The organism is Sporosarcina sp. Y838, from assembly GCF_056786515.1.
In genome coordinates, this window is sequence record NZ_JBXCJD010000003.1 from 31,044 (window position 1) to 53,781 (window position 22,738).

The window sequence follows — 22,738 nt, forward strand, 5'->3', positions numbered from 1 at the left end:
ACTACAATGCCGTCAATGATTTCCGGAGCTGTATAATTTCCCTGGCCAGCTCCAGCGCCCGGGTATGATTCTTCATCTTTTCTGCTTCTTTTGATTCGTGCATTTTAGACTGAATTGCTAAACTAATCCGGTACTTCTCCAAATGAGTGATGCAATCAGAAATTTCTTCTTCGGCATGTTCAGGATCTCTTTCCACCATCGCGGAATCTAGTACAATTTTCCTGAGTTCACGGTCTTCCAATGACTCAGCAAATCTGTGAAAGTCAGGTGTTCCATGTTGTTCGTAAAATCCGGCTAGCCGGATGAAGATGGCGATATACCCTTCCCGAATGAACAAATTTTCCTTTTCCTCACGTAAACGGTCGAATAAGTCAACGTCACTTAAGAGATGGTACAACAATAAACGCTCAGCACGTTCTGTACCTGTCTTTTTTCGAATTGGAATCGTATTCTGTGGTTGAATTATCTCTTTGTCTTGCGGTTCTGTCTTAGCTCTTTTCGCCTGATTACCTGCCATTTTTATAAACTGCTGATTAATTGCCTCGACAGAAACACCTGTCACAGTTGACAGTTGTCGGATATAGAGATCGCGTTCTACTGGTGATGAACGCTTCGCCAATTCTTCCAGCACTTCATGGATATATTGCAATACATCGTTTTCATATGATAAGTTCTTGGATCGCTTAGCATATGCCATTATAAATGACATAAATGAATGTGGATTGCCAATAATCTTTTCGCGGAAAGATTCACCGCCATGCTCTGTGATATAGTCGTCAGGGTCCATTGTCCCCGGCAATAAAGCGATTTGAACGTCCATTCCTTTTTGTGTAACCATGCCAGCAAATCGTTTGGCTGCTTCCCATCCGGCATCGTCCCCGTCACAGCAGATGATAATATCTTTGGCAATTCTTTTTAATTTAAGAAGATGCGTGTCTGACAAAGATGTGCCCATTACTGCAACACTATTCATCACGCCAACTCGATCTGCGGATATCGTATCCATAAATCCTTCAAACAGTATTACTTTACCCGATTTCCGGACGTTAAGACGTGCATTGTGAAAATTGTATAAGATATGACTTTTTTCGAATATTGGTGTTTCAGGACTATTCAGGTATTTAGCGTCCTGTTTCATACCCGATATAGTCCGTCCGGAAAATGCCACAACGTTTCCAAAGTCATCACGGAGAGGAAACATAATACGTGCTCGGAATCTGTCGAAGTAGCCTGTCCCATCATCTTTCATAATACATAGTCCCGCTCGTTCCATTTCCATCATGTTGAAACTTTTACGTTTCAGAAGGCTTGATAAAGCTTCGTTATCATTAAGCGACCATCCGATTCCATATTTTTCGATATTCTCTCGCGTAAACCCTCTTTTTTCAAGATATTCTAATGCTGCCTCTCCTTCGACAGTGTTTAGTAAGAGGTGACTATAGAAATTTGTTGCAAGAGCGTGAGCTTCAATCATAGATTTAAATTCATTATTCGGTTTGACCCCGAATCCTTCGCTCACTACTGCATCAATTTCAATACCTGTACGCTCAGCGAGTTTTACGACAGCTTCAGTGAAGGGACTGTTCTCCATATCCATAACGAATGTAATTGCATTACCGCTGGCTCCACATCCGAAACAATGAAATAGTTGTTTATCTTCTGACACGGAAAAAGAAGGTGTACTTTCACCATGGAACGGACACAGTCCAAACCAATTCTTTCCCCTTTTTGTCAATTGAACATATTCCCCTATTAAATCCACAATATCAGTCTTCGATCGAACGGTTTCTATAGTCTCTTCTGGTATTCTAGTCAACTTATCACCAACCACTCTATCTAAGTATAAATTCTAGATAGTATTCAAAAATCCTTCATATTCGACAAATTATTTTCGATTATACTCGGAATCTTTCATATTACACTAATTGCATGACTTTATCCTATTACAAAGCTCATATTTGATAAAAAAACTTTAAATCATCCGCAAAAGAAGAACCGCCCTATTTAAACAGGTGGTCCTTCTGCAGATTTTATCGGTTGCGGTTCGTAATTTCGTTTAGTATAACATTTGCTGTTTCTTCAACAGCCCGATTTGTTACATCAATTACTGTACAGCCGATTTTCGAAACGACATTATTAAAATGATTGATTTCTGCTTCAATTCGATCAACTCGCGCATAATTCGCATCATCTTTTAAACCAAGTGCGATGAGTCTTTCCTTACGTATAAAGTTCAGCTTTTTAGGCGATATGACAAGTCCGAAGCATTTGTTTGGGTCAATGGAATACAACTCTTCCGGCGGATCTACTTCAGGTACTAAGGGTATATTGGCAACTTTATATCTTTTATGTGCAAGATACTGTGACAAAGGTGTTTTCGAAGTTCTGGAAACGCCAATGAGAACAATATCGGCTCTTAAAATACCCCGTGGATCTCTACCATCATCATATTTCACGGCAAATTCAATCGCTTCAATTTGTTTGAAATAGTCTTCATCAAGTTGACGGACAAGTCCCGGTTCCTCTAAAGGTTTCTCGCCGAGTTCTATACCAATCCGTTTAATAATTGGACCAAGTAAATCTAGGCAATGAATACCTTTAAGATGACATTCTTCTTTCAGTTTCTGACACATCGTACTTTTTACTAGTGTATAAACAATAATCGCATTTTGTTGTTTCGCTAAATAAACGATTTCATTAAGTTGAGATTCATCATCAATATGTGAAAATCTTTTTATCGAAATAGTTTCAAGTCCTTGTTTGAATTGACTTGCCGCAGCTTTTGCAACAAGGTCGGCCGTTTCCCCGACTGAGTCGGAAACGATGAATAAAGTTAATCTTCTCATAGTATCCCCCTCATAATTCATGGTCATCCGCAAGTGAAAGGAAGGCTGCGGTAATATTCGTTTTGGTGATTCGGCCAACAACCTCAAGTCCGTCGCCGCTCTTATTAACAACTGGGAGTGAGTCTATTTGCTTATCTATCATTTTCTTTGCCACCTGAAGAAGCATATCCTGTTTTTCGCAGTACGTAATGTTTGGCATCCGGGTCATAATAACATGCACCGGTATTTTTTCTAATTCATTATTGCCCAGGCTTGTCCGTAACAAGTCCTTCCTTGAAAGAACCCCTGTAAGATGCGAAAATCCGTCGACAACGAATAAAGTTCCTACATCTTCAAGGAACATCTGGCAAATTGCGTCATAGACGGATATATTCTCTTCAACAACGACTGGAATAGATTGAAAATCACGTACCTTCATACCAATCATACTATCGGCCACCGATTGAGTGGGTCTCTTTCCTGAATAGAAATAACCTACACGGGGCCTAGCATCTAAAAAACCAGCCATTGTTAAGATAGCTAAGTCAGGACGGATTGTTGCTCTCGCAAGCTTAAGCCTTTCTGCAATCTGCTCGCCAGTAATCGGGCCATCAGCTTTAACGATTTCAAAAATCTCCGTCTGGCGCTTATTCAGTTCCATAAAAGTCACCGCCCTAAGCGTTCAATTGTTTATCCTTGATTATTATATACGAAGATGCCCGCTATTGCGAAGAAAGAGGAACCATGTTAATATGAAAGAGAACTAAATAGGCGAAGATGGGTTTATAAGTAATGTCAAATTAGAGCGAACGGGGACAGTGGAAGCCCGTAACGACGTGAAACGGCAACCTGGAGCTAATGCACTATTAAAGTGGGCTGTTTACGCAGTCAATTAGGGTGGAACCGCGGGTTATCATGCACTCGTCCCTGGACATATTGTCCAGGGATGGGTGCTTATTTTAATTGGAGGGATTAATTATGTCAATGGAACAAGTAGTTAACTTAGCGAAGCAAAGAGGTTTTGTTTTCCCAGGATCAGATATTTACGGTGGGCTCGCAAACACTTGGGATTACGGTCCCCTTGGTATCGAATTGAAGAACAACATCAAGAAAGCATGGTGGCAAAAGTTCATTCAAGAATCGCCGTATAACGTCGGTCTTGACTCAGCTATTCTTATGAATCCTAAAGTTTGGGAAGCATCTGGTCATATCGGCAACTTCAATGACCCAATGATCGACTGCAAAAAATGCAACACGCGTCACCGTGCAGACAAACTAATCGAGGATGCACTCGATGCGAAAGGTATTGAAATGATTGTCGACGGTCTGTCGTTCGACAAAATGGCCGAGCTAATCAATGAACACAAAGTTGCCTGTCCTACTTGCGGTGCTTTGGATTACACAGAAATCCGTCAATTCAACTTGATGTTCAAAACTTCACAAGGCGTTACTGATTCATCTGCAAACGAAATTTTTCTACGTCCTGAAACAGCACAAGGTATTTTCGTGAACTTTAAAAACGTTCAGCGTTCGATGAGAAAGAAATTACCTTTCGGTATTGCACAAATCGGAAAAAGCTTCCGTAACGAAATTACACCAGGGAATTTCACATTCCGCACGCGCGAGTTTGAACAGATGGAACTTGAGTTCTTCTGTAAACCCGGTGAAGACATGGAATGGTACGCGTTCTGGCGCGATTTTTCAAAACAGTGGTTATTGAACCTTGGTTTAACAGAAGACAATATGCGTCTGCGTGAACATGATGAAGATGAACTCTCCCACTACTCGAATGGGACTGTTGACATCGAATACAAATTCCCGTTCGGCTGGGGTGAACTATGGGGCATTGCGAACCGTACTGACTTCGACCTAAAACGGCATATGGAACATTCCGGTGAAGATTTCCACTACCTCGACCCTATAACGAACGAGAAGGTCGTTCCTTATTGTATTGAACCTTCTCTAGGTGCAGACCGTGTAACACTTGCGTTCCTCTGCGATGCGTTCGCTGAAGAGGAACTGGAAGGCGACGACAAACGGACAGTTCTCCGTTTCCACCCAGCATTAGCACCTGTTAAAGCTGCAGTTTTGCCTTTGTCAAAAAAACTCGCGGATGGTGCGGATGAAGTTTACGCCGAACTACGCAAGCATTTCAATGTCCAATACGATGATTCACAATCTATCGGTAAACGCTATCGCCGTCAAGATGAAATCGGTACACCGTTTTGCGTTACGTACGATTTTGATTCCGAAGTAGATCGTCAAGTAACTGTTCGTCACCGTGACTCTATGGAACAAACACGTATGCCCATTACTGATGTAAAAGATTACATTGCAAAACATCTTGAATTTTAATGTTAGCTAGTACAAAATGACACACATAAAACAATAGAAACTACCTGGCCGCCAAATCTCATTGGTGTCAGGTAGTTTTTCTTTAAAGATAGCTGATTATGTTCTTCAGTTTCAATGGAACGCATGATTAGACTCTCTGTATCGATAAACAGCTTTCCCCCTCATCATTTCTACTATATTAATGCAATGAGATATTTTTGTATCAATGTTCATAACGAGGCGAAATACTACCATCAGCTGCCGATTTCCCTTTCTAACTGATTCAAAAAATCCACCATATAGTCATGTCGCTGTTGTGCGAGTCTTTTCCCTCCTATTGTCACCATCAAATCTTTTAACAGTAATAACTTTTCGTAAAAATGTGTAACTGATGCTGTTTCCTTGCTACGATATTCTGCTTCCGACATATTTTCACGTATGATTTCATCTGTGTCATACAACTTTCTTCCCCTTGCTCCGCCGAACGCAAATGTTCGTGCAATCCCGATAGCTCCGATTGCGTCAAGCCGATCTGCGTCACGCACGATAGCCCCCTCGATGGATGTGATATCTTTCGCATTCCCCCCACTGAATGATACAGTAGCAATACAATCCTCCACTTTCTGAGATAGTTCAGCATTAGCACCAATGGACTGTAAAATTTCCAAAACGGAAGGATTTTCATTCGTTTTGTATTTAGCATCTTCTATATCGTGTAACAATACAGCAAAACGGACAACGTCCTGATTAACAGACGGTTCATGAATCATAATTTCTTCCGCATTTCTCATTACACGTTCAATATGTGCAAAGTCATGACTTGCATCAAAACTGTCATATATACCCTTAACAATATTCCTGCATTTCACAATTAGTTGTTCCATTCAACCACTCCTGTAATATATTTAATATTTAAATAAAATTATGTCTGAATAATTAGGCATCTCATTGACGCACAATGTCGATTCATGTATAGTAAATACATCCATGCGTTTGATGGATAGGACATCGAATCGCCGAGGAGGAATGTACATGTACCAGGGAAAAGTGAAATGGTTCAGCAATGATAAAGGTTATGGTTTCATCGAAGCGGATGACGGAGAAGATGTGTTCGTCCACTTTACCGGTATTCTATCTGAAGGCTTTAAAACGCTTGATGAAGGACAGTCCGTATCTTTCGAAATCATCGAAGGGAACCGTGGTCCTCAGGCAGCGAATGTCTTAAAACTTGGTGATGAATGATTGAATGCAAAATCCCGCTGATGTAATTTCCAGCGGGATATTATTTTGTTATTTTATTCATTTCCTGACCTAGAAATTTAAGCTGTTCACCGATTGTACACGTGGTAATACAAAACTTATGCGATCCTGGCTTCCCTTTGTCTTTCGACAGTTGTGTTTTAAGGAAACAGCCTTCGCAATAGGTATCCAAAATTCCATCAATGTCATTCATAATGATTGTCTTATCCATTATAGAACCTCCCAAAAACACGATTCATTAATTCTAATACGCTTTGTAAATTGGTGCAACTATCTTAGATGATCGAGGTGTTACTAAATGATTGAATTATACGTTGATGGTGCAAGTGCGGGAAATCCTGGGGAAAGCGGAATCGGCATTTTTATAAAAGGTGAAGGTCATTTAATTAAGTTATCTGAACGCATTAATCCAACAGATAATCACACCGCAGAGTTTATAGCACTATTACGCGGAGTGGAAGAGACAGCTAAATTGACATCCGGCGTAGTATCAGCGCGTTCAGATTCACAAGTAGTCGTCATGGCCGTTGAAAAAGAATTTGTTAAAAATGAAAACTATAAAGAGTACTTGAAGAAAATACTGGAAATTGCTAATAAGTTTGATTTCTTTTTCATCAAATGGATTCCCGATTCCGAAAACCGTGCCGCAGATGCACTTGCGCGAGAAGCTATTCACAAAAAAGACTAAACAGATTCTGTTCAGTCTTTTTATTATGCTTTCATAAAGGTAACTGTACTATTCAACAAATCATACAGGACCCATTCGCGTTCATCTTTTACAGCTCCTACATTTACAAGATTATTTTCCCCGCTAACATCATAAGGGACGTCAAATTTAATTTGTTGGTGAATTCCATTATGCATTATTCCGGATGTGTGGCTATGTCCATAAAAAACTAGTGATTTATCTGCTTCCTTGAAGATAGGCAAACGCGGCTCCCCACTCCACTTCCATTGATGTCCATGGATGATTTTGGCGCGATGAATATCAAGGCTCTCTGGCATTGTTGCTAATTTTTCTCTGAGGGGATTTTCTGTTTCAGTGATTAAAACAATTCGTTCTTCTTGATTTCCTCTGACGGAGAGGAATGGTAGTAGCTCAGTAAATCCCTCCGGAATAATCATTACGTCTTGAAGCTTCGTAAATTTCTTTTCCGTGATATCTCTTTTACTAATTATGCACTCATACAAATCACCTGTGCCAACAATAGTTGCTTCAGGTGATTTTACTACAATATCAGCGAGTACTTTTTCTAAATCTTCTTTTGATGAATGGATATCTCCAAGTAATGCATAATACAAATTTGTTTCCTCCATATCTTACTAATACACCTTAATTAAAAACCTTCTGTGTCAGCCCACTCGCTAATCGATTTATAAGCTTTCTTCAATGTGTAGAATGGTCGGTTCTACTTCATTTACTCATTTAAAATACTTTTGTCATAGGGATAACTTATCCTCGTTCAACTTCCGTCCCCACGCTTGAAATCCAATCACTGTAGCTACCAATATACAAACGGACAAATTCATAACCTTGCTGTTTAAGCATGGCATATAGTGGTGCTGCCGTTACGCCGCTTCCACAATAAACAGTTACCTGGTCGTTCGAATCAACAACCTTGTTCAATTCCATTTTAACTGCTTCATCTATTTTGAAAATACCCGATTCTTTTAGTTGTTCCCAGTCAAAGTTCACTGCCCCCGGAATCCGGCCGGCAATTGGGTCAAGAGGTTCCGTTTCGCCACGGAACCTCTCCGCTGATCGGGCATCTAGAAGGATATTAGCCGTTTTACCAGCGACCGTTTCTTCAACAAAATTTCTGGGAGCATAGATTGCTTCGTCCCATTCAGGTATTACGGAACTCGGTTGTGGCTGTGGTCTATTATTATCTACCGGAATGCCTGACTCTTTTATCGCATCGAAACCTTCAAGCACAATAAATGACTTTTTGAATCCTGCATATTGTAACAACCACCATGCTCGTGCTGCAAATGGACTTCCCCCATCATCGTAAACGACGATTTGGTCATCGATGGATAATCCACTATCTCTGAAAAGCCTAGTGAGTGCTTCCTTCTCAGGTAATGGATGCCTTCCTGCCATTTTCGTCATATCAGACAAATCATGTTCAAGATTCCAGTAAATTGCACCTACTACATGATTTTCATCGAATTTCCGCTGTCCTTCGGTTGCATCTTTCAATGAAAAGCGGGTGTCTACCCATTTCGTCAATTCATAATTAATGTCTTCTACTGAAACAAAAACGTTTGGCACTCATACCAGCTCCTCTACTTGTATTTCCTCGTAAATAGTACGCCATACGCCCAGTTGCTCTGTGCTTTGAAGTAGTGTCCGTTCGGAAGTGATTTGATTCAGACTTTCTTTGAGCAAGTGTAATCTAAGTCCTTCCGCCTCACTGTCAATCCATTGATCAGTCCACTTTTCAAGGAGTTCTTTTTCTTTCCCCAAGTACGTAGATGCATCTGTTTTCAGCAACTCTTCAAGCCGGTTTTTCAATATATCTCTTTCTCCACGCTCAAAGAAGGATTTTGGATTTTTAAATAATCTGTTCACACTGTTATATACGTTCGGGTCCTCGAATGGTGTATCAAATGATAACATATCAGCATCTTGCGATTCATACGGTGATGGCGCAATCGATCTGTCCATATCGTTTAATTTGATAAATTCCATCCGTTGGCGTTCATTTAACTGCTTTTTCATAAAATTGAGCATCCGTAAATTAGTCACTTTCAGTTCCTGTGTCAGATCAAATCCAATCATTTGAACAGTTTCAGCAAGCGCTCCCTTCAATGCCCGATCTGCCGAATTATTGACGAAGACGGATGGATTGTATGCCTCTTTAAAGAAATCACCGAAACGCAAAAATACACGTTGTAAAATATAGTAGACGAGTTCACTCAGCTCATTATGTGCAGATTTCGTAAGTACTGTCGTAAACTTTAATGCACAATGTTGTCGTATTTCTCCTTCAAGCTTGTTCAATTCTGCTAACCTTTCCGCTTTTCTTGTCATGTTCGTCTCAGTTCTCGTTATCAGCGAAGAAAGGCGTTCGATTGTTTTCATCGCTTCTTCTTTGAGCGCTTGGACCGCGAGTCCCTTCAATTCATGTTCAAGAAAATGATGGAATTCAACTTCAAATGGCGCCATGAACTCATCCATTTGATTTTCCAATTTCGCTTCAAGTGCCTGCAAGCTAGAAATACCATGAACCCTCGGATTTCGAATACCGAATTTCCTAAGTTCATCACCAACGAAATTCTTGACCTCATTTGCCTCTTCCTTATTGGAAGCTAAATCAATCGCATTCACAATGAAAAACATCTTGTCGAGTTCGAATGCATCTTTCACTCGTCCGAGTTGAACGAGGAATTCCCTGTCTGCCCTTGCAAATGCATGGTTATAGTATGTGACGAAAAGAATTGCATCTGCGTTTCGAATGTACTCAAATGCAACATCCGTATGGCGAGCATTGATAGAATCAGCTCCTGGTGTGTCAACCAGTGTAATTCCTTTTCGAGTCAATTCACAGTCATAGAAAAAGTCAATTGATTCGACAAAACAGCTTCGGTCTTCTTCTGCTACAAATTTGACGAATTCCTCCCGATCAACATTAATGACTGTACCAAGCATCTCTTTGTAAATGGAGTATCCTTTTTTGAAGGCGGTAATAAAAGCTTTATGAATGTGATAACTTTCATCAGTCAATTCCGAATTTAGTGCACCGTCCGCATTTTGAAATGCATCTTCCAGAGACACCGCGACGATACCAAGCGCTTCGAAGGAACGTAAAACGTCTTCCATCATCCGTTCTTGCGTTTTCAGTAGAATATCAGCCGTTCTATCTTTTTTACCTGGAGAAATTGGGCGAATCCTGTTTATGGCTGCTGTAGTTGGATTTGGAGAAACCGGTAATATATTTTCTCCCAGTAATGCATTGGAAAAAGATGACTTTCCAGCGCTGAATGCACCAAAAAGTGCAACCGTAAACTCTTGCCCATCTAGTCTGTCTGCTTTTTTCCGTAAATAATTAGCAGTTTCTAGAAAACCTGGGATCGATTCAACAGCATCTCCAATGTGATTGGCTTGACTGACAACAGATGCCGAATTATCCATTACTTCATAACTTTGTTCGTCTTTTTCAAACGGGGTTTCTACTTCATCACTTATTATTATTTCTTCGGCTTCGTTAAATTCAATAAGTTGTAGTTTTTCTTTTGTTTTCCACTGCTTGAGCAGTACTTCAACCTCTTCGGCTGATGCGTCCATTGCATAATCAAGTTTTGCCAATTGGTTTGCGACCTCATTGACTTGTTTGATTGCATATAATTTCTCATTCAAACGATAAACTTTCTGCTCTAGACTACCCGATTGCTCATCTCCATTCTTCAATGCAATTTGAGCCATAACATGTTTCCATTCATCGGTTATTCTGCGAAAAGCGGTATGAATAGTTGTTTTCATCCTTTCCGCATAATTTAGCACTGTATCTCCTGTAATTGTATCCGAAACATTGAATTCATTCTCAATATCAGCGAATGGTATCTCCATGTCGATTCTATCAATCTCAAGTGATCTGTCATCCGTTAAAATACCTGCGTCTTTTAATGACTTTTTCATAAGTGTTTTTAGATGAACTTCAATCTGAGCGTGTACGAGTTTACCCATATTATCAGCAAGAGCAATTTTTCGGCGTTCTCTTTCTTCCGCGGTTTTTTTTGCGCCAAATAGGATACCGACTTTAAAGCGAGACGACAATGACTCCAAATAAGCTTTTAACAGTTCTCGTGTTTCGTATGGAGTAATTGCCGCAACCTGCAGCAAGGCATTCCTCTCTGTTTCAAACGAGCTAGAAAATGCATCTCCCGAAAGTAGGTTTAGCATTTTCTTCGCCTCTGAAGTTTCTTTCTCTAATTCCTCTTGCATAGCCCATTCATCTTCAGTAACGATCTCAGCAAAGTTATTTTTCCGCTCTATAATTTCATCAGATAAAAATTGTTTGTGCTCATCCTTTAATTTCAATAGGATCTGCCTAGCATTTTTTACGAGTTTCTCTTGCGAGTTTTCCATTGAACTGTCAACAATGGATAACACATCACTAAAATCATTGAATGGATGCTTTAAGTCTTTCAAAGAAGTATAAAAAATTCCTTTGGGTATGACACCCCACATGCTAAATGAATCCTCGACTGACTTTTTAAAATCTACAAATGGCAATTCACTATCTCGATGTTTGTCAATTTGGTTAATGATTAAGTAGACGTTCTCGTTGTACCGCATTAACTCTTTAGTGAAACGGAAATTCAATTCCGATTGCACATGATTATAATCCATTGTGTAAAATACCAAATCGGCTAGATGAAGAGCGGACTCTGTGGATAAACGGTGCGCGTCATCAGTCGAATCAACGCCTGGTGTATCCATAACAGTGATTCCTTCTGGTAAATTGGAATCCGTGTGACCGATTTCAACAAGAGAAACCGCCACTCCATCCTTACTGAACGATTTTATGGCTGCAGGAAAACCGTGACCGCCATATTTTACGGCTGTGCCATCTGTCATATGAATAACAGCATAATCGGAGGCTGTTTTACTAATTTTGACGATATTGGCGCTCGTAGGTATTGGGCTCGATGGTAATAAGTCTTCTCCTGTCAAAGCATTGATCATTGAAGACTTACCGGCAGAAAAATGTCCTGCAAATCCAATCGTGTATTCTTTATCAATTAGTTTTTTAGCGAATAACACGGTCTTTTTATACCGGTCTTCGTCGTCATTCTTTTTAAATAAAAGTCCATATTCAGCTGATTCTTGTATAAGTTTATCCAATTCTGGCATTTAAGTCTCGATCCCTTCGTCAATTTCTCTTCTTATCATACCATTTTCGACGTCGATATTATGTACAAATTTTTCTGCCAATACTTTTTCTATCCTTGCATGAGTTTTATATTTTACAGGTGAACTTGGCATAAGGTCTATTAGAATAAAAGCAATCCCATTTGGCGTTGTTTGCCAACATTCGAGATTGCTCTTACTGTTATAAGTTATAAAGTCTTGTATATTTCTCTTCCAGGTAATCTGCCAGGTATTTGGCGTTTAATCCTTCACCCGTCGTGTCTCTGATAATGTCAAGTGGCTTTTTCATCTTACCGAATTTATGGACATGCTCCGTCAACCATTCAAGAATCGGTCCGAATTCACCTGTAGCGCATAACCCATCGAAATTAGGAAGATCTTTTAACATTGCGACTTTCAACTGTGCTGCATACATATAACCAAGCGCATAGGAAGGGAAATAACCGAACGATCCACCGGCCCAATGGACATCTTGCAAAACACCTTCACCGTTATTTTCGGGACGGATTCCAAGGTACTCTTCGTATTTATCATTCCAAATTCCCGGTAGATCCTTCACTTCGTAATCGCCGTTGAATAATCCTTTTTCGATTTCATAACGAATCATAATATGAAGCGGATAGGTCAATTCGTCTGCTTCAATCCGAATAAGGGACGGTTTTGAAACATTAATTGCACGTAGAAAGTCTTCGAGCGCAACATCTTCAAACTGTTCAGGAGATTCCCTTTTCAATAAATTGAAATTATACTTCCAAAAGTTTTCATTATGACCAACAAATTGTTCATAAAACAGCGATTGCGATTCATGGATTCCCATTGAAGTTCCATCCGCAACCGGTAAACCTTCTAATTCAATACTAATATTTTGCTCATATAGTGCATGCCCACATTCATGAATCGTCCCGAACACAGCAGATCGGAAATCATTTTCATCGTATTTTGTTGTGATACGGACGTCGCCGATATTTATGCCTGTTGCAAATGGATGAACGGTTTCATCCAAACGACCCGCTTCAAAATCGTAGCCAAGTTGTTTCAATACCTCATGACTGAACGATTTCTGATTTTCTTTCGGGAAATGTTTGAATAGAAAAGACGTTTCGGGTTGATTATTCAACTCTGAAATTTTCTTTACCAACGGCACAATTGTTTCCTTCAGTTGGTTAAAAACCTCATCGATAATATCCGTTGTCATCCCCGGCTCGTATTGATCAAGAAGTATATTGTAAGCATTATCACCTTCATTGCCCCAATAGCCGATAAACTTTTTCGTAGTTGCAACAATTTTTTCAAGATATGGGAGGAACATATCAAAATCGGATTTATCTTTTGCCTCTTCCCAAGCCGATTCTGATTGAGAAGTCAGGACAACAAATTCACGATATTCTTCTGCAGGGATTTTTTCACTCAAGTCGTAGACTTTTTTCACTTCTTCAACCGTTTTTAATAATATCGGGTTAAGCGTTTCTTTTCTATTGCCAAGTTCTTCGAGGTAACCCTTCATTTCTGCAGATACACTCAATTTGAATAGCTCCGTAGACAAGGTGCCAACAGCTTCCGATCTCGCTGAAATCCCTTTTTTCGGCGCTCCTGTACGCATATCCCAATACATGATTGAAATCGCTTCCGAATATGCACTCATTTTTTTTAACAACGCCACAAAATTCTCTTCAGTAGACAAATTCATTCCCCCTCTTTTACTATATTGGACTCAATACTATCATAATTTGGTTAAATATAGTTTTCCAAATGAATATCGTTGCTAGTATATCTTCAAATTCACTAAGTAATATTCTAAACCCTCTTTATTTATTACCCTCAATCTAGACAATTCATTGTATCGACCTACTTATTTCAATCAACTAAAAAGGACGCCCAACTGGACGTCCTCGTTTGTTAATTGAAAAACCTTATATGATATACATTGAAAACCCTGGTTAAAATCTTAGTTTGTCATCTTCATTCTCACTGGGAAAATACCTTCAATTTCCGCTTTCATTTCTTGTTCTTTTCCTTCAAGCAGAAGGTGAACTGTCCCTGAATCATCCGATGTACGTATAAGACGTCCCGCCCCCTGGCGTAATCTAAGCAACATGAAGGGTACATCTACTTCACGGAATGGATCAGCAGCATACTGGCGTCTCGCGTCGAACAATGGATCTGAAGGCGGTAATGGCAAGTCATATATAATGACACGCGTTAAAGCATCTTGAGGAATATCAAGTCCTTCCCATAAATGGTAAGAGCATAACACAGGAACTATTTTTTGTTGAAAATCACGTACGATTGAAGATAATTCCCTCTCTCCCTCGAATGCGATACTTTTTTTCCACTCCACAGGTACTTTTTCCTTGAATTGATTCATTGCCCGCTCTGATTTAAAGAGAATTAGTGTTTGTTTACCATCTTTTAAAAGTTCAAGTGCTTGTTTTGCTTTCCCACCCGCTTCAACATCTGTTGCGAGCACTTCCATTACTTCATCATAATCAAATGGTGAATCCACAGAAAATGATAGGTAGTCATGAATGCCCAGCCCGTCAGCTAAATAGTTAAACGTTTCACCAACCGATAAAGTTGCTGATGAAAAAACAATCGGGGTATTCGATGAAAACAGTTTTTCCCTTAATATATCTGTTACAAGACGCGGCATAATAACGAGCGTCGATTCGTCTTGACGGTTCTCAAGCCAGTCTACTGCGTCATTATTAGAAGTAAAGAGTTCCATCGAGTAGATATATTGATCTAGGTATTCTTCGACCATTCTTAAATCGTATTCCGGAATTATATACAATTCGCCTTCGAAAACGAATTCTTCAAGTAGTGCATTTGAAATCTTCACTACCTCTTTACCGATTTCAATAAGAGCCGGTGCTTTTTCGATAGCTCTACGTTCATTACCGGTTTCATCCGCGTGAACATTCAGCAATGCAAAAAATGCTTCATGAGAATCAATTAAACGTTCCATGAGTAGAAGAGTTGTTTCCCTTATACGATCAACCATTATTCGCTCTAGCAAATTTAATAGGGTACTGTTTTGAACTTCATATGTCAATGCCCGCTGTGCTGAATATTCAAGAAGATGGCCTTCATCGAATACAATCATAGATACTTCAGGCAATAACGGTAACTGTCCCTGACGTTTCCGAGAATCTTTCGTCCAAATATGTTCCATATATGAATCGTGTGAGCAGATAATTAGTTCAACAGCTTCACGATAATGATTTCGGTGAATAGTTTGACCGCATCGGTTTCGGATATCACATGCAGCACATTGCTGGATGGGGTGAAAATTCACTGTCTTCCATTCTTCATCACTCATGTCCGGATAATCTGAACGCACACCATAAGGACCTATTGATTGTAAAGATGCATTACCATAAACGAAATCTGGTAGTCCATCAGCTAAGACATCAATATAATCCTCATCAATCGTATTACCTGCTTCTTCTAAACGTTTTAGACAGAGGTACTGATCTCGTGATTTGGCAAGGCGTACATCTATATCAAGACCAAGTGCTTCACTAATTTTACGAATATCACCGTCTTCTTTTACAAGCTGATCGATGAGAGTTTCATCCGCACATGAGATGAGGGCTGGTTTACCTGTATAACGAGCATAGGCAATTGCAGGGAGCAAATAAGCGATTGTTTTCCCTGTCCCTACACCTGCTTCAGCGAACAATACCTTCTTTTCCTTCAATGCCTGCTCAATTTGGAAAGCCATATAAATTTGTTCATCCCTGCATTCAAAACCTTTTTCAGTTAGATCATCGTACAATGTATCCCCTATCCAATCATTCAAGGATTCATAGAACGATTTTTCTTTTGATAACGGGAATGGCATCTTACTTTTCATCGTATACCCCTTCCTATTTACATGCAAAAGGAAGAGGAGTTTCCCTCTTCCGCATATTATCAGTTATTGACGTTGTCCCCAGAATTGATACAAGTCAGTTCTAATAAAACCATTGAATAATTTTCTCTTTTTCGTTGCTCGATGACCGTATAGTTTTTCATAGTTTTCTAATGAAGACAACATATAAACTGACCACGAAGGATAATTTTTCATTACTCGGCCAAGTTCGTGCGTAATTTCTTCGGCTTCTTCAACTTCACCAAGTCGTTCACCGTATGGTGGATTTCCGACCATTACGCCATTTAAGCCGTCCACAGTCAAATCCCGTACATCACACTTCTGCCATTTGATCAAATCTGCAAACCCAGCACCCGCCGCGTTTTCCCGTGCGACGTTAATCATTCTCGGATCATAATCTGACCCTGTAATATCAAGTGGCTGATCATATTTAGCGACATCTTCCGCTTCTTCCCGAACCTGATCCCAAATATTTTTGTTGATCCACGGCCACTCTTCACTTAGGAACTCGCGGTTGTATCCCGGTGCAATGTTTTGCCCTATCATTGCGGCTTCTATCGCAATTGTTCCTGAACCGCAGAACGGATCAACGAAAGGCCGATCAGGATTCCAGCGTGAAATTTTCACAAGTGCTGCTGCTAATGTTTCTTTTAATGGTGCATCACCTTGCGCGAGTCTGTAACCGCGTTTATGCAAACCTGTTCCACTTGAATCAATTGTCAATGTCACTTTATCTTTTAAAATTGATACTTCTAATTTGAATAAAGGACCTGATTCATCAAAAAAGCCGATTCTTTTATAAGCAATTTTTAATCGTTCTACAATTGCTTTTTTCACAATTGCTTGGCAATCAGGAACACTGTACAATGTAGATTTTACTGATTTACCTGCAACTGGGAATTCTGCGTCGACCGGCAGAAAACGTTCCCATGGAATTGCCTTCGTCTGTTCGAAAAGTTCATCGAATGTTGTAGCTTGGAACTCGCCCGCAACTATTCGGACACGGTCCGCTACGCGAAGCCACAGATTTGTTTTCGCAATCGCCAATTCATCGCCTTGGAAAAAGATTTTACCGTTTTCTGAAGTTGTTTTAAACCCAAGTGCTTTTACTTCATCCGCAACAAGTGATTCAAGTCCCATTGCAGAGGTTGCTACTAATTTAAATTCAGTCATGCGTTTCCAACTCCAATCCTATACCTTCAATCATACCCATAAATTCATACCTTTTTTAATAAAAAAACAAATTAATTGCATTTCCTTAAAAATATAACTAGATTCTGAAATAAGCTTGCTCATTAAACATCCTAACAAATCCAACTGTATTTACCGAAGCCTTAAAACGTAAATACATATCAAAATTAGATGTATTCTCCGCATTCAAACCACCACTTAAAGGCGATAAGACTTTCTCTAGATAAATTCCAACCATAACGTTTTCACTCATTAATTTTCCAAAAGAAAAGCTCCCCATGTTTCAGGAGAGCAATCATTGTAATAATAATACCATAGGAAATTCGATAAGCCATGTTTTGTTCCCGTGTACTCAAACGGCTTGCGCCTCGTACTAAGGGTGGTAATCATCTATCTACAAGCAAAAAATTGCTTGTCTCTTCCTCAGTTCATTTCCTTCGGAAGAGTGCCCCTACCATAGTTTGGGTTTCTCACTCGTGGGGTTTACCGCGTTCCATCTGACCCGTTTCCGAATCAGCTACGTCACTGTGGCACTGTTCAGGGAACCTCATCCATATCCGAAGACTTAGGATTTATTCCCGCCGTCAACGCGCGATGCGCGAAGCCACGGCTTATTCTTTCGCCGAGCACGAACACTACGGTCATCTCAGATCCGTGTGAGCATGGACTTTCCTCTACAACATAGGATGTTGCAGCGATTACCTAAATTTGCACTATGATATCTACAGTATACCTTACTTTTAAGTCTTTTACAATAATTAATTAGGCTAATATATTATTCTTGATCGAAAAGCTTACTTCCGAATACATGTTTCTCCAAATTTGAGATCCTCTTTAGCAAATCAAAGTTAGTTGTGCCAGCGCTTCCAGCCGCAGGTCGTTTTTGAGCAGACTCTAATTCTTTTTGCATCCTAGACTTTTCTTGTTGCAACTCCATAATTGTTTTTTTAAAAGCCTCATAATCATGAATAACATCATCTAGGAAGAGATCGACTTCTTCCTGGTTGTAGCCTCGAAGGCCCGTTTTAAATTCTTTCTCAAGAATTGTTTTTGAATCCAATTTAGTATCCATGAAAATCGCCCTTCCGTCTCTGTTTATATACGGTCAATTATACCATATAGTGACTGACCTTGTCTTTTTAAATAGGATGATTAATAGTTCCCTGTCGATTTGTGCGCTTGCCCGGGAAATAATTTTCTGTTTATTCTAATTTCCCTCTTCAAAAAATCATCTCCTGAACGAATCCGAAATTTTTCTGTTAAGATGGTGGCCTCTTTCAAATACCTGATGGCTTCCTGCGTCGAGTCCAATGCATTATTTAACTCTTTCAGCTTATGCTCATACAGCTTCGCTAATTCCTCCAATGCGATAATTCGTTCACGACCAGTAAGTTTAGCCGCTGCTATCGTAAATGAAGAAACTGCCTCTTTATAAGCCTGTTCCTTTTTCAAAATAAAGCCAAAGTAAAAATGTGTCATGGGATGATGTACCCCATATTCTGTTATCACACGCTCAAAGATTTGTTTACTTCGATCGTGAGACTTCAAATCACCAAACCATTTCCCAATATTCGTATGCGTTATAGCTGATTCAGGAATATCCATTTTCAATAGCAAATCTGTAGAGCGTATATAAAGTGCAACAAGTGAAAGTATATCCCACTCATTATGGACGAGAATTTTCATAAGAAGATCCGCACGACCATTTTTCACTGCATCCTGATAGATGATTGGTGCCATATGTCCGGGCATATCTCCTTCGCGAAAAAAACCGAGCTGTTCTTCCTCTATGGCCGGTAGTCTGAATGTAGCCATTTCACCCTTCCAAATCCGTCTAGAACCGTGCAATAAATCAATTTGTTTATGCTTTATAAGCGGGGGTAATTCTTTGCGGTTCATCGTCCACCTTGTTTCAACCATTGGAATATCAAAACTTTTTCCATTATACGTAACGAGGGTCACCGGCTTTTTCCATAATCCCGTTTCATAAAGAAATGCAGTTTCGTGATCTGGACCTGGAAGTACATACTGCGTCATTTTAAAAGATGATACTGTCTGTTCCATAAAACCCATTAGAAAAATCAGTGTACCAGCACCTTTTAACCCAGTGGTTTCTGTATCAAAGAACAATAGAGGCTTAGAAAAATCAGGAGAAAGCGGATGTACTTCACCCGAATCCCCCCATTTTTCAAGCATTGACTTTAAACCAGCCAGAATAATATGTCCGTGCCGATAGTCCGTGTTGTATTCAATAACACGCTTATAGACAATGCCGTGTTTATTTACGACCTTTGTCAAACCCGCATCAAGCCATTGTTGTTCATAAGGCGGTGGTTGTGGAACATTCTTTACAACTTCAGAATCATTCTCAAGAATCTTGCTCTGGTCTTTTTTCTTCAATAGTTTCTTCATTTGCATTAATTTCTGTTCATAAGACATTGGATTCTCCTCCCGCCAATGTGTGTAGAAGAGAACCAACGTCTTTTTTCATACCCATTCCCGCTTCTTGTGCACCGATACAAACTGGACAACCAGACTCACAACGACAGCTAGATACATGATTAGCCGCTTGGCGGAGCAGTAAATCCCACTGTTCAAAGATTTTTTCACTCAGACCAATCCCCCCTGGATAACTGTCATATATGAAGAACGTCGGCATTCCAGTATGAATGGCTTTTACTTGTGGTACTACATGTACATCTGTCTTATCGCATCTGACGAATAACGGGATAAAAGATTGGATGGCATAAGCCGCTCCCGTCATTGCATCCGTTAATCCAGCACGCGTCCACCCTTTTGGAATATCGAAAGTGAACCAAGTTGACGATGTATGCAATTCCTCCGCAGGTAACGAAATCGGACCTGAACCAATATTATCATGCGTATCGAATCTGATTTTCTTAAAGATCGTTGGAATCGCAAGAACTGCAATGTCACCATAAGCTGCATGATTATCACCGAACTGTTCTACATTATCCTCATTCATCACTTTCAGTTCAACTGCAAGATTTGCATCCGTAAAGTAATCGACATCAACTTCACTAACATATGCCTTCTTTTCCGCCCAATCGAGTTCCTCAACTTGAAACTGTGTGCCCTGATGAATATAGATTGCTTCTTCGTGGAGCAAAGTCATCGCACTGAAACGATCCATCTCCCCAATTACCTTTGTTTCTTTTGGATAGGTTTTATCAATAATGATAACGTTTTCCTGCGATGCAGAACGAAGGCTGATTTCACTAGCTGGAAAACTGTCTGTCATCCAATGCCATTTGTCTGTGGTTTTTATCAATATACCTTCGCTTTCCAAGAATGCGAGCAATTCCTGTACTTCGAATTCACCATAGGTCTCTGTAGATGAAAAGGGTAGCTCGAATGAGGCACATTTGAGGTGGTCCATTAAAATAAACATATTATCCGGATGTATTCGTACTTCTTCGGGCGTTTGTCCCAGAAGATAGTCGGGATGTTCAATAATGTATTGATCAAGCGCTAAAGATTGTGCAACATAAATTACAAGCGCTTCATCTTGCCGCCTCCCAGCACGACCCGCTTGTTGAAATGCACTTGCAATATTTCCCGGGTAACCGGTCATAATACAGGCTTGCAATTGTCCGATGTCAATGCCCAGCTCAAGTGCATTCGTGCTAACTACGGTACGAATATCACCATCGCGAAGCCCTTTTTCAATTTTACGACGTTCTGAAGGTAGATAGCCCCCTCTATACCCCATAACCGTTTCATCGAATAATTTCTTCTTCGTTAAAGCTTTCATATACGTGACAAGCATCTCGACCCGTACCCTACTTTTTGCAAAAATGATTGTTTGGATGCCTTCATTGTATAAGAGCTTGGCGATATCCCGCACTTCAAGCACTGCACTTCTGCGGATACCGAATGTCGGATGGACGACTGGTGGGTTATAGAAGACGAAATGTTTCTTCCCAGCAGGTGCCCCGTTATTGACGATCACTTGCATCTCAGAGTTTATGAGCGACTCAGCTAATTCCTGCGGGTTCGCGATTGTAGCAGATGTGCAGATAAATATCGGATCACTTCCATAATAGTTACAAATACGCTTCAGTCTTCGTAATACATGTGCTACGTGACTGCCGAAGACACCTTTGTAAGTATGCAACTCATCTATAATGACGTATTTTAAGTTTTCGAATAATGAAACCCACTTTGTGTGATGAGGCAAGATTCCTGAGTGGAGCATATCTGGATTAGTCAGTACAATATGTCCGGACTTCCGGACTTTTGAACGTAATCCAGGAGCAGTATCGCCATCATACGTATAACTGAGGATTGTCTCCCCACTTGCTTCTATTAGATCATGGAGATCCGCAAGCTGATCTTGCGCTAACGCTTTTGTCGGAAACAGATAAATTGCCCTGGAAGTATCATCTTCAAGGATACAATCCATAACAGGCAAATGATAACATAAGGATTTTCCGGATGCAGTCGGAGTCACGGCTGTGAACGACTTTCCTGACGAAGCCAGTTCGTAGGCTTCTCTTTGATGACTGTATAACTTATCAATGCCTTTAGATGAAAGTGCTTTAATGATTGACGGATGAAGTTTGTCTGGAAATTCTGCGTACTTCGCTTCTTTACTTGCTATCGTTTTATAATGAATGACATTATCCGAAAATGATGGATCAGAACGTAGTATTCTTAGTACTTCGTGAACCGCAATTTTCTTTGTCATTTCCTATCTCCTTCTTGCTCTAGATGCAGAGCGTCCAAAATAGTCTTCAATGTATATTCTGCAGAATTGATAGAAAGGATAAATCTTTTTTTACCGGTCTTTTGATAAAATGATTGCACGATGAATTGCTTCATTGAGTCGTTCAGTGTTTCAATTTGAATCGGATGAACATATTTAGGTTTTGCAGTCTTGATAAATTGAGATACTTCCTCCGTCCATTCATCGAGCAGTGTATGGTATTTATCCGCATAAGGTTTCACTTCTATAAAAAAGTTAGGTTCCCGGTCGAGTTCCCTCATATATGTGAGTCTTTCAAAACATTCTTTACAAACAGAAAGTAGTTTTTCTGTTTTCTCTATTAAATTTATCAAATTCTTTCATCCTTCCCTTGCATTCCTTCTATTTTATCAGATATGAAGCTGATTCACCAAATAACAACGAACATATATTCCTGAAGGTCTCTCAAGTCCTTTTTTTATAAAATTTCAATTAAACATGATAAGACTTCAATTGCACTACTCCTATTACATCATCTCATTTAATTCTCTCAGAGAATCATCTAAATATCTACTTTTCTCAAATTGCAGTACAATGAATCTTTCTTGACTGGAAAGAAATTATTGTTGAACCATATTTTTGGTTGCAACTTTCCCTTTTCTATTCCG

The 22,738-nt window shown here is 39.8% G+C and carries 18 protein-coding genes and 1 other RNA gene; 3 read left to right on the forward strand and 16 right to left on the reverse strand.

Annotated elements, in window-relative coordinates; translation table 11 throughout:
• Position 1 precedes the first annotated feature (1 nt).
• The 3 genes from dnaG to ccpN all read right to left on the reverse strand — a co-directional run bounded on the left by dnaG (position 2) and on the right by ccpN (position 3,486).
• Positions 2–1,831, reverse strand: coding sequence for a DNA primase (dnaG, locus tag AC1TO4_RS04885; protein ID WP_482104409.1), 1,830 nt, complete (start codon positions 1,829–1,831; stop codon positions 2–4).
• 199 nt (positions 1,832–2,030) lie between these two features.
• Positions 2,031–2,846, reverse strand: a complete 816-nt coding sequence (locus AC1TO4_RS04890; protein WP_482104410.1) for a pyruvate, water dikinase regulatory protein — start codon at positions 2,844–2,846, stop codon at positions 2,031–2,033.
• A gap of 10 nt (positions 2,847–2,856) precedes the next feature.
• Positions 2,857–3,486 (reverse strand): transcriptional regulator CcpN, encoded by a 630-nt coding sequence (gene ccpN, locus AC1TO4_RS04895; protein WP_482101836.1) that lies wholly within the window; start codon positions 3,484–3,486, stop codon positions 2,857–2,859.
• A gap of 314 nt (positions 3,487–3,800) precedes the next feature.
• Here ccpN and AC1TO4_RS04900 point away from each other — a divergent pair, with 314 nt between their 5' ends.
• Complete coding sequence (locus AC1TO4_RS04900; protein ID WP_482104650.1) at positions 3,801–5,180, forward strand: glycine--tRNA ligase; 1,380 nt, start codon at positions 3,801–3,803, stop codon at positions 5,178–5,180.
• A 233-nt stretch (positions 5,181–5,413) separates the two neighbouring features.
• Here the strand turns inward: AC1TO4_RS04900 and AC1TO4_RS04905 are convergent, their stop codons facing one another.
• On the reverse strand, positions 5,414–6,043 hold the full coding sequence (locus AC1TO4_RS04905) for an HD domain-containing protein (RefSeq protein ID WP_482104411.1): 630 nt from the start codon (positions 6,041–6,043) through the stop codon (positions 5,414–5,416).
• Between the two features lie 148 nt (positions 6,044–6,191).
• Between AC1TO4_RS04905 and AC1TO4_RS04910 the strand changes: the two genes are divergently transcribed.
• Entirely contained in the window at positions 6,192–6,401 is a 210-nt protein-coding gene (locus tag AC1TO4_RS04910) for a cold-shock protein (RefSeq protein WP_067210265.1), read from the forward strand.
• Positions 6,402–6,441: 40 nt separating this feature from the next.
• Here the strand turns inward: AC1TO4_RS04910 and AC1TO4_RS04915 are convergent, their stop codons facing one another.
• Positions 6,442–6,630: a zinc-finger domain-containing protein gene (locus AC1TO4_RS04915; protein WP_482104412.1), complete on the reverse strand. Its 189-nt coding sequence runs from the start codon at positions 6,628–6,630 to the stop codon at positions 6,442–6,444.
• Between the two features lie 87 nt (positions 6,631–6,717).
• Here AC1TO4_RS04915 and AC1TO4_RS04920 point away from each other — a divergent pair, with 87 nt between their 5' ends.
• Entirely contained in the window at positions 6,718–7,107 is a 390-nt protein-coding gene (locus tag AC1TO4_RS04920) for a ribonuclease HI family protein (protein WP_482101839.1), read from the forward strand.
• A 23-nt stretch (positions 7,108–7,130) separates the two neighbouring features.
• Here the strand turns inward: AC1TO4_RS04920 and AC1TO4_RS04925 are convergent, their stop codons facing one another.
• From AC1TO4_RS04925 to AC1TO4_RS04975, 11 genes are all read right to left on the reverse strand, one after another.
• Positions 7,131–7,721 (reverse strand): metallophosphoesterase family protein, encoded by a 591-nt coding sequence (locus AC1TO4_RS04925; protein WP_482104413.1) that lies wholly within the window; start codon positions 7,719–7,721, stop codon positions 7,131–7,133.
• Positions 7,722–7,872: 151 nt separating this feature from the next.
• Positions 7,873–8,694 (reverse strand): sulfurtransferase, encoded by an 822-nt coding sequence (locus AC1TO4_RS04930; RefSeq protein WP_482104414.1) that lies wholly within the window; start codon positions 8,692–8,694, stop codon positions 7,873–7,875.
• On the reverse strand, positions 8,695–12,279 hold the full coding sequence (locus tag AC1TO4_RS04935; RefSeq protein ID WP_482104415.1) for a dynamin family protein: 3,585 nt from the start codon (positions 12,277–12,279) through the stop codon (positions 8,695–8,697).
• A 199-nt stretch (positions 12,280–12,478) separates the two neighbouring features.
• On the reverse strand, positions 12,479–13,984 hold the full coding sequence (locus AC1TO4_RS04940) for a carboxypeptidase M32 (protein ID WP_482104416.1): 1,506 nt from the start codon (positions 13,982–13,984) through the stop codon (positions 12,479–12,481).
• A 258-nt stretch (positions 13,985–14,242) separates the two neighbouring features.
• Entirely contained in the window at positions 14,243–16,153 is a 1,911-nt protein-coding gene (locus AC1TO4_RS04945) for an ATP-dependent DNA helicase (protein WP_482104417.1), read from the reverse strand.
• 63 nt (positions 16,154–16,216) lie between these two features.
• On the reverse strand, positions 16,217–17,344 hold the full coding sequence (locus tag AC1TO4_RS04950; protein WP_482104418.1) for a THUMP domain-containing class I SAM-dependent RNA methyltransferase: 1,128 nt from the start codon (positions 17,342–17,344) through the stop codon (positions 16,217–16,219).
• A gap of 340 nt (positions 17,345–17,684) precedes the next feature.
• An RNA gene (gene rnpB / locus AC1TO4_RS04955) (RNase P RNA component class B) lies at positions 17,685–18,072 on the reverse strand.
• Positions 18,073–18,137: 65 nt separating this feature from the next.
• On the reverse strand, positions 18,138–18,434 hold the full coding sequence (gpsB, locus tag AC1TO4_RS04960; protein WP_482104419.1) for a cell division regulator GpsB: 297 nt from the start codon (positions 18,432–18,434) through the stop codon (positions 18,138–18,140).
• Positions 18,435–18,514: 80 nt separating this feature from the next.
• Positions 18,515–19,801 (reverse strand): ribonuclease H-like domain-containing protein, encoded by a 1,287-nt coding sequence (locus AC1TO4_RS04965; RefSeq protein WP_482104420.1) that lies wholly within the window; start codon positions 19,799–19,801, stop codon positions 18,515–18,517.
• A complete protein-coding gene (locus tag AC1TO4_RS04970) occupies positions 19,791–22,073 on the reverse strand; it encodes a DEAD/DEAH box helicase (protein ID WP_482104421.1) in 2,283 nt (760 codons plus the stop codon). Before AC1TO4_RS04970 ends, AC1TO4_RS04965 begins: the two co-directional genes overlap by 11 nt.
• Positions 22,070–22,444, reverse strand: a complete 375-nt coding sequence (locus tag AC1TO4_RS04975; RefSeq protein ID WP_482104422.1) for a YppE family protein — start codon at positions 22,442–22,444, stop codon at positions 22,070–22,072. Before AC1TO4_RS04975 ends, AC1TO4_RS04970 begins: the two co-directional genes overlap by 4 nt.
• Positions 22,445–22,738: the final 294 nt, after the last annotated feature.

What these genes read in the sequence shown, in the direction of transcription:
- AC1TO4_RS04890 (WP_482104410.1), bottom strand. Translation starts at nt 2,846, where the DNA reads ATGAGAAGATTAACTTTATTCATCGTTTCCGACTCAGTCGGGGAAACG.
- ccpN (WP_482101836.1), bottom strand. Translation starts at nt 3,486, where the DNA reads ATGGAACTGAATAAGCGCCAGACGGAGATTTTTGAAATCGTTAAAGCT.
- AC1TO4_RS04905 (WP_482104411.1), bottom strand. Translation starts at nt 6,043, where the DNA reads ATGGAACAACTAATTGTGAAATGCAGGAATATTGTTAAGGGTATATAT.
- AC1TO4_RS04910 (WP_067210265.1), top strand. Translation starts at nt 6,192, where the DNA reads ATGTACCAGGGAAAAGTGAAATGGTTCAGCAATGATAAAGGTTATGGT.
- AC1TO4_RS04915 (WP_482104412.1), bottom strand. Translation starts at nt 6,630, where the DNA reads ATGGATAAGACAATCATTATGAATGACATTGATGGAATTTTGGATACC.
- AC1TO4_RS04920 (WP_482101839.1), top strand. Translation starts at nt 6,718, where the DNA reads ATGATTGAATTATACGTTGATGGTGCAAGTGCGGGAAATCCTGGGGAA.
- AC1TO4_RS04935 (WP_482104415.1), bottom strand. Translation starts at nt 12,279, where the DNA reads ATGCCAGAATTGGATAAACTTATACAAGAATCAGCTGAATATGGACTT.
- AC1TO4_RS04940 (WP_482104416.1), bottom strand. Translation starts at nt 13,984, where the DNA reads ATGAATTTGTCTACTGAAGAGAATTTTGTGGCGTTGTTAAAAAAAATG.
- AC1TO4_RS04945 (WP_482104417.1), bottom strand. Translation starts at nt 16,153, where the DNA reads ATGAAAAGTAAGATGCCATTCCCGTTATCAAAAGAAAAATCGTTCTAT.
- AC1TO4_RS04950 (WP_482104418.1), bottom strand. Translation starts at nt 17,344, where the DNA reads ATGACTGAATTTAAATTAGTAGCAACCTCTGCAATGGGACTTGAATCA.
- gpsB (WP_482104419.1), bottom strand. Translation starts at nt 18,434, where the DNA reads ATGGATACTAAATTGGATTCAAAAACAATTCTTGAGAAAGAATTTAAA.
- AC1TO4_RS04965 (WP_482104420.1), bottom strand. Translation starts at nt 19,801, where the DNA reads ATGTCTTATGAACAGAAATTAATGCAAATGAAGAAACTATTGAAGAAA.
- AC1TO4_RS04970 (WP_482104421.1), bottom strand. Translation starts at nt 22,073, where the DNA reads ATGACAAAGAAAATTGCGGTTCACGAAGTACTAAGAATACTACGTTCT.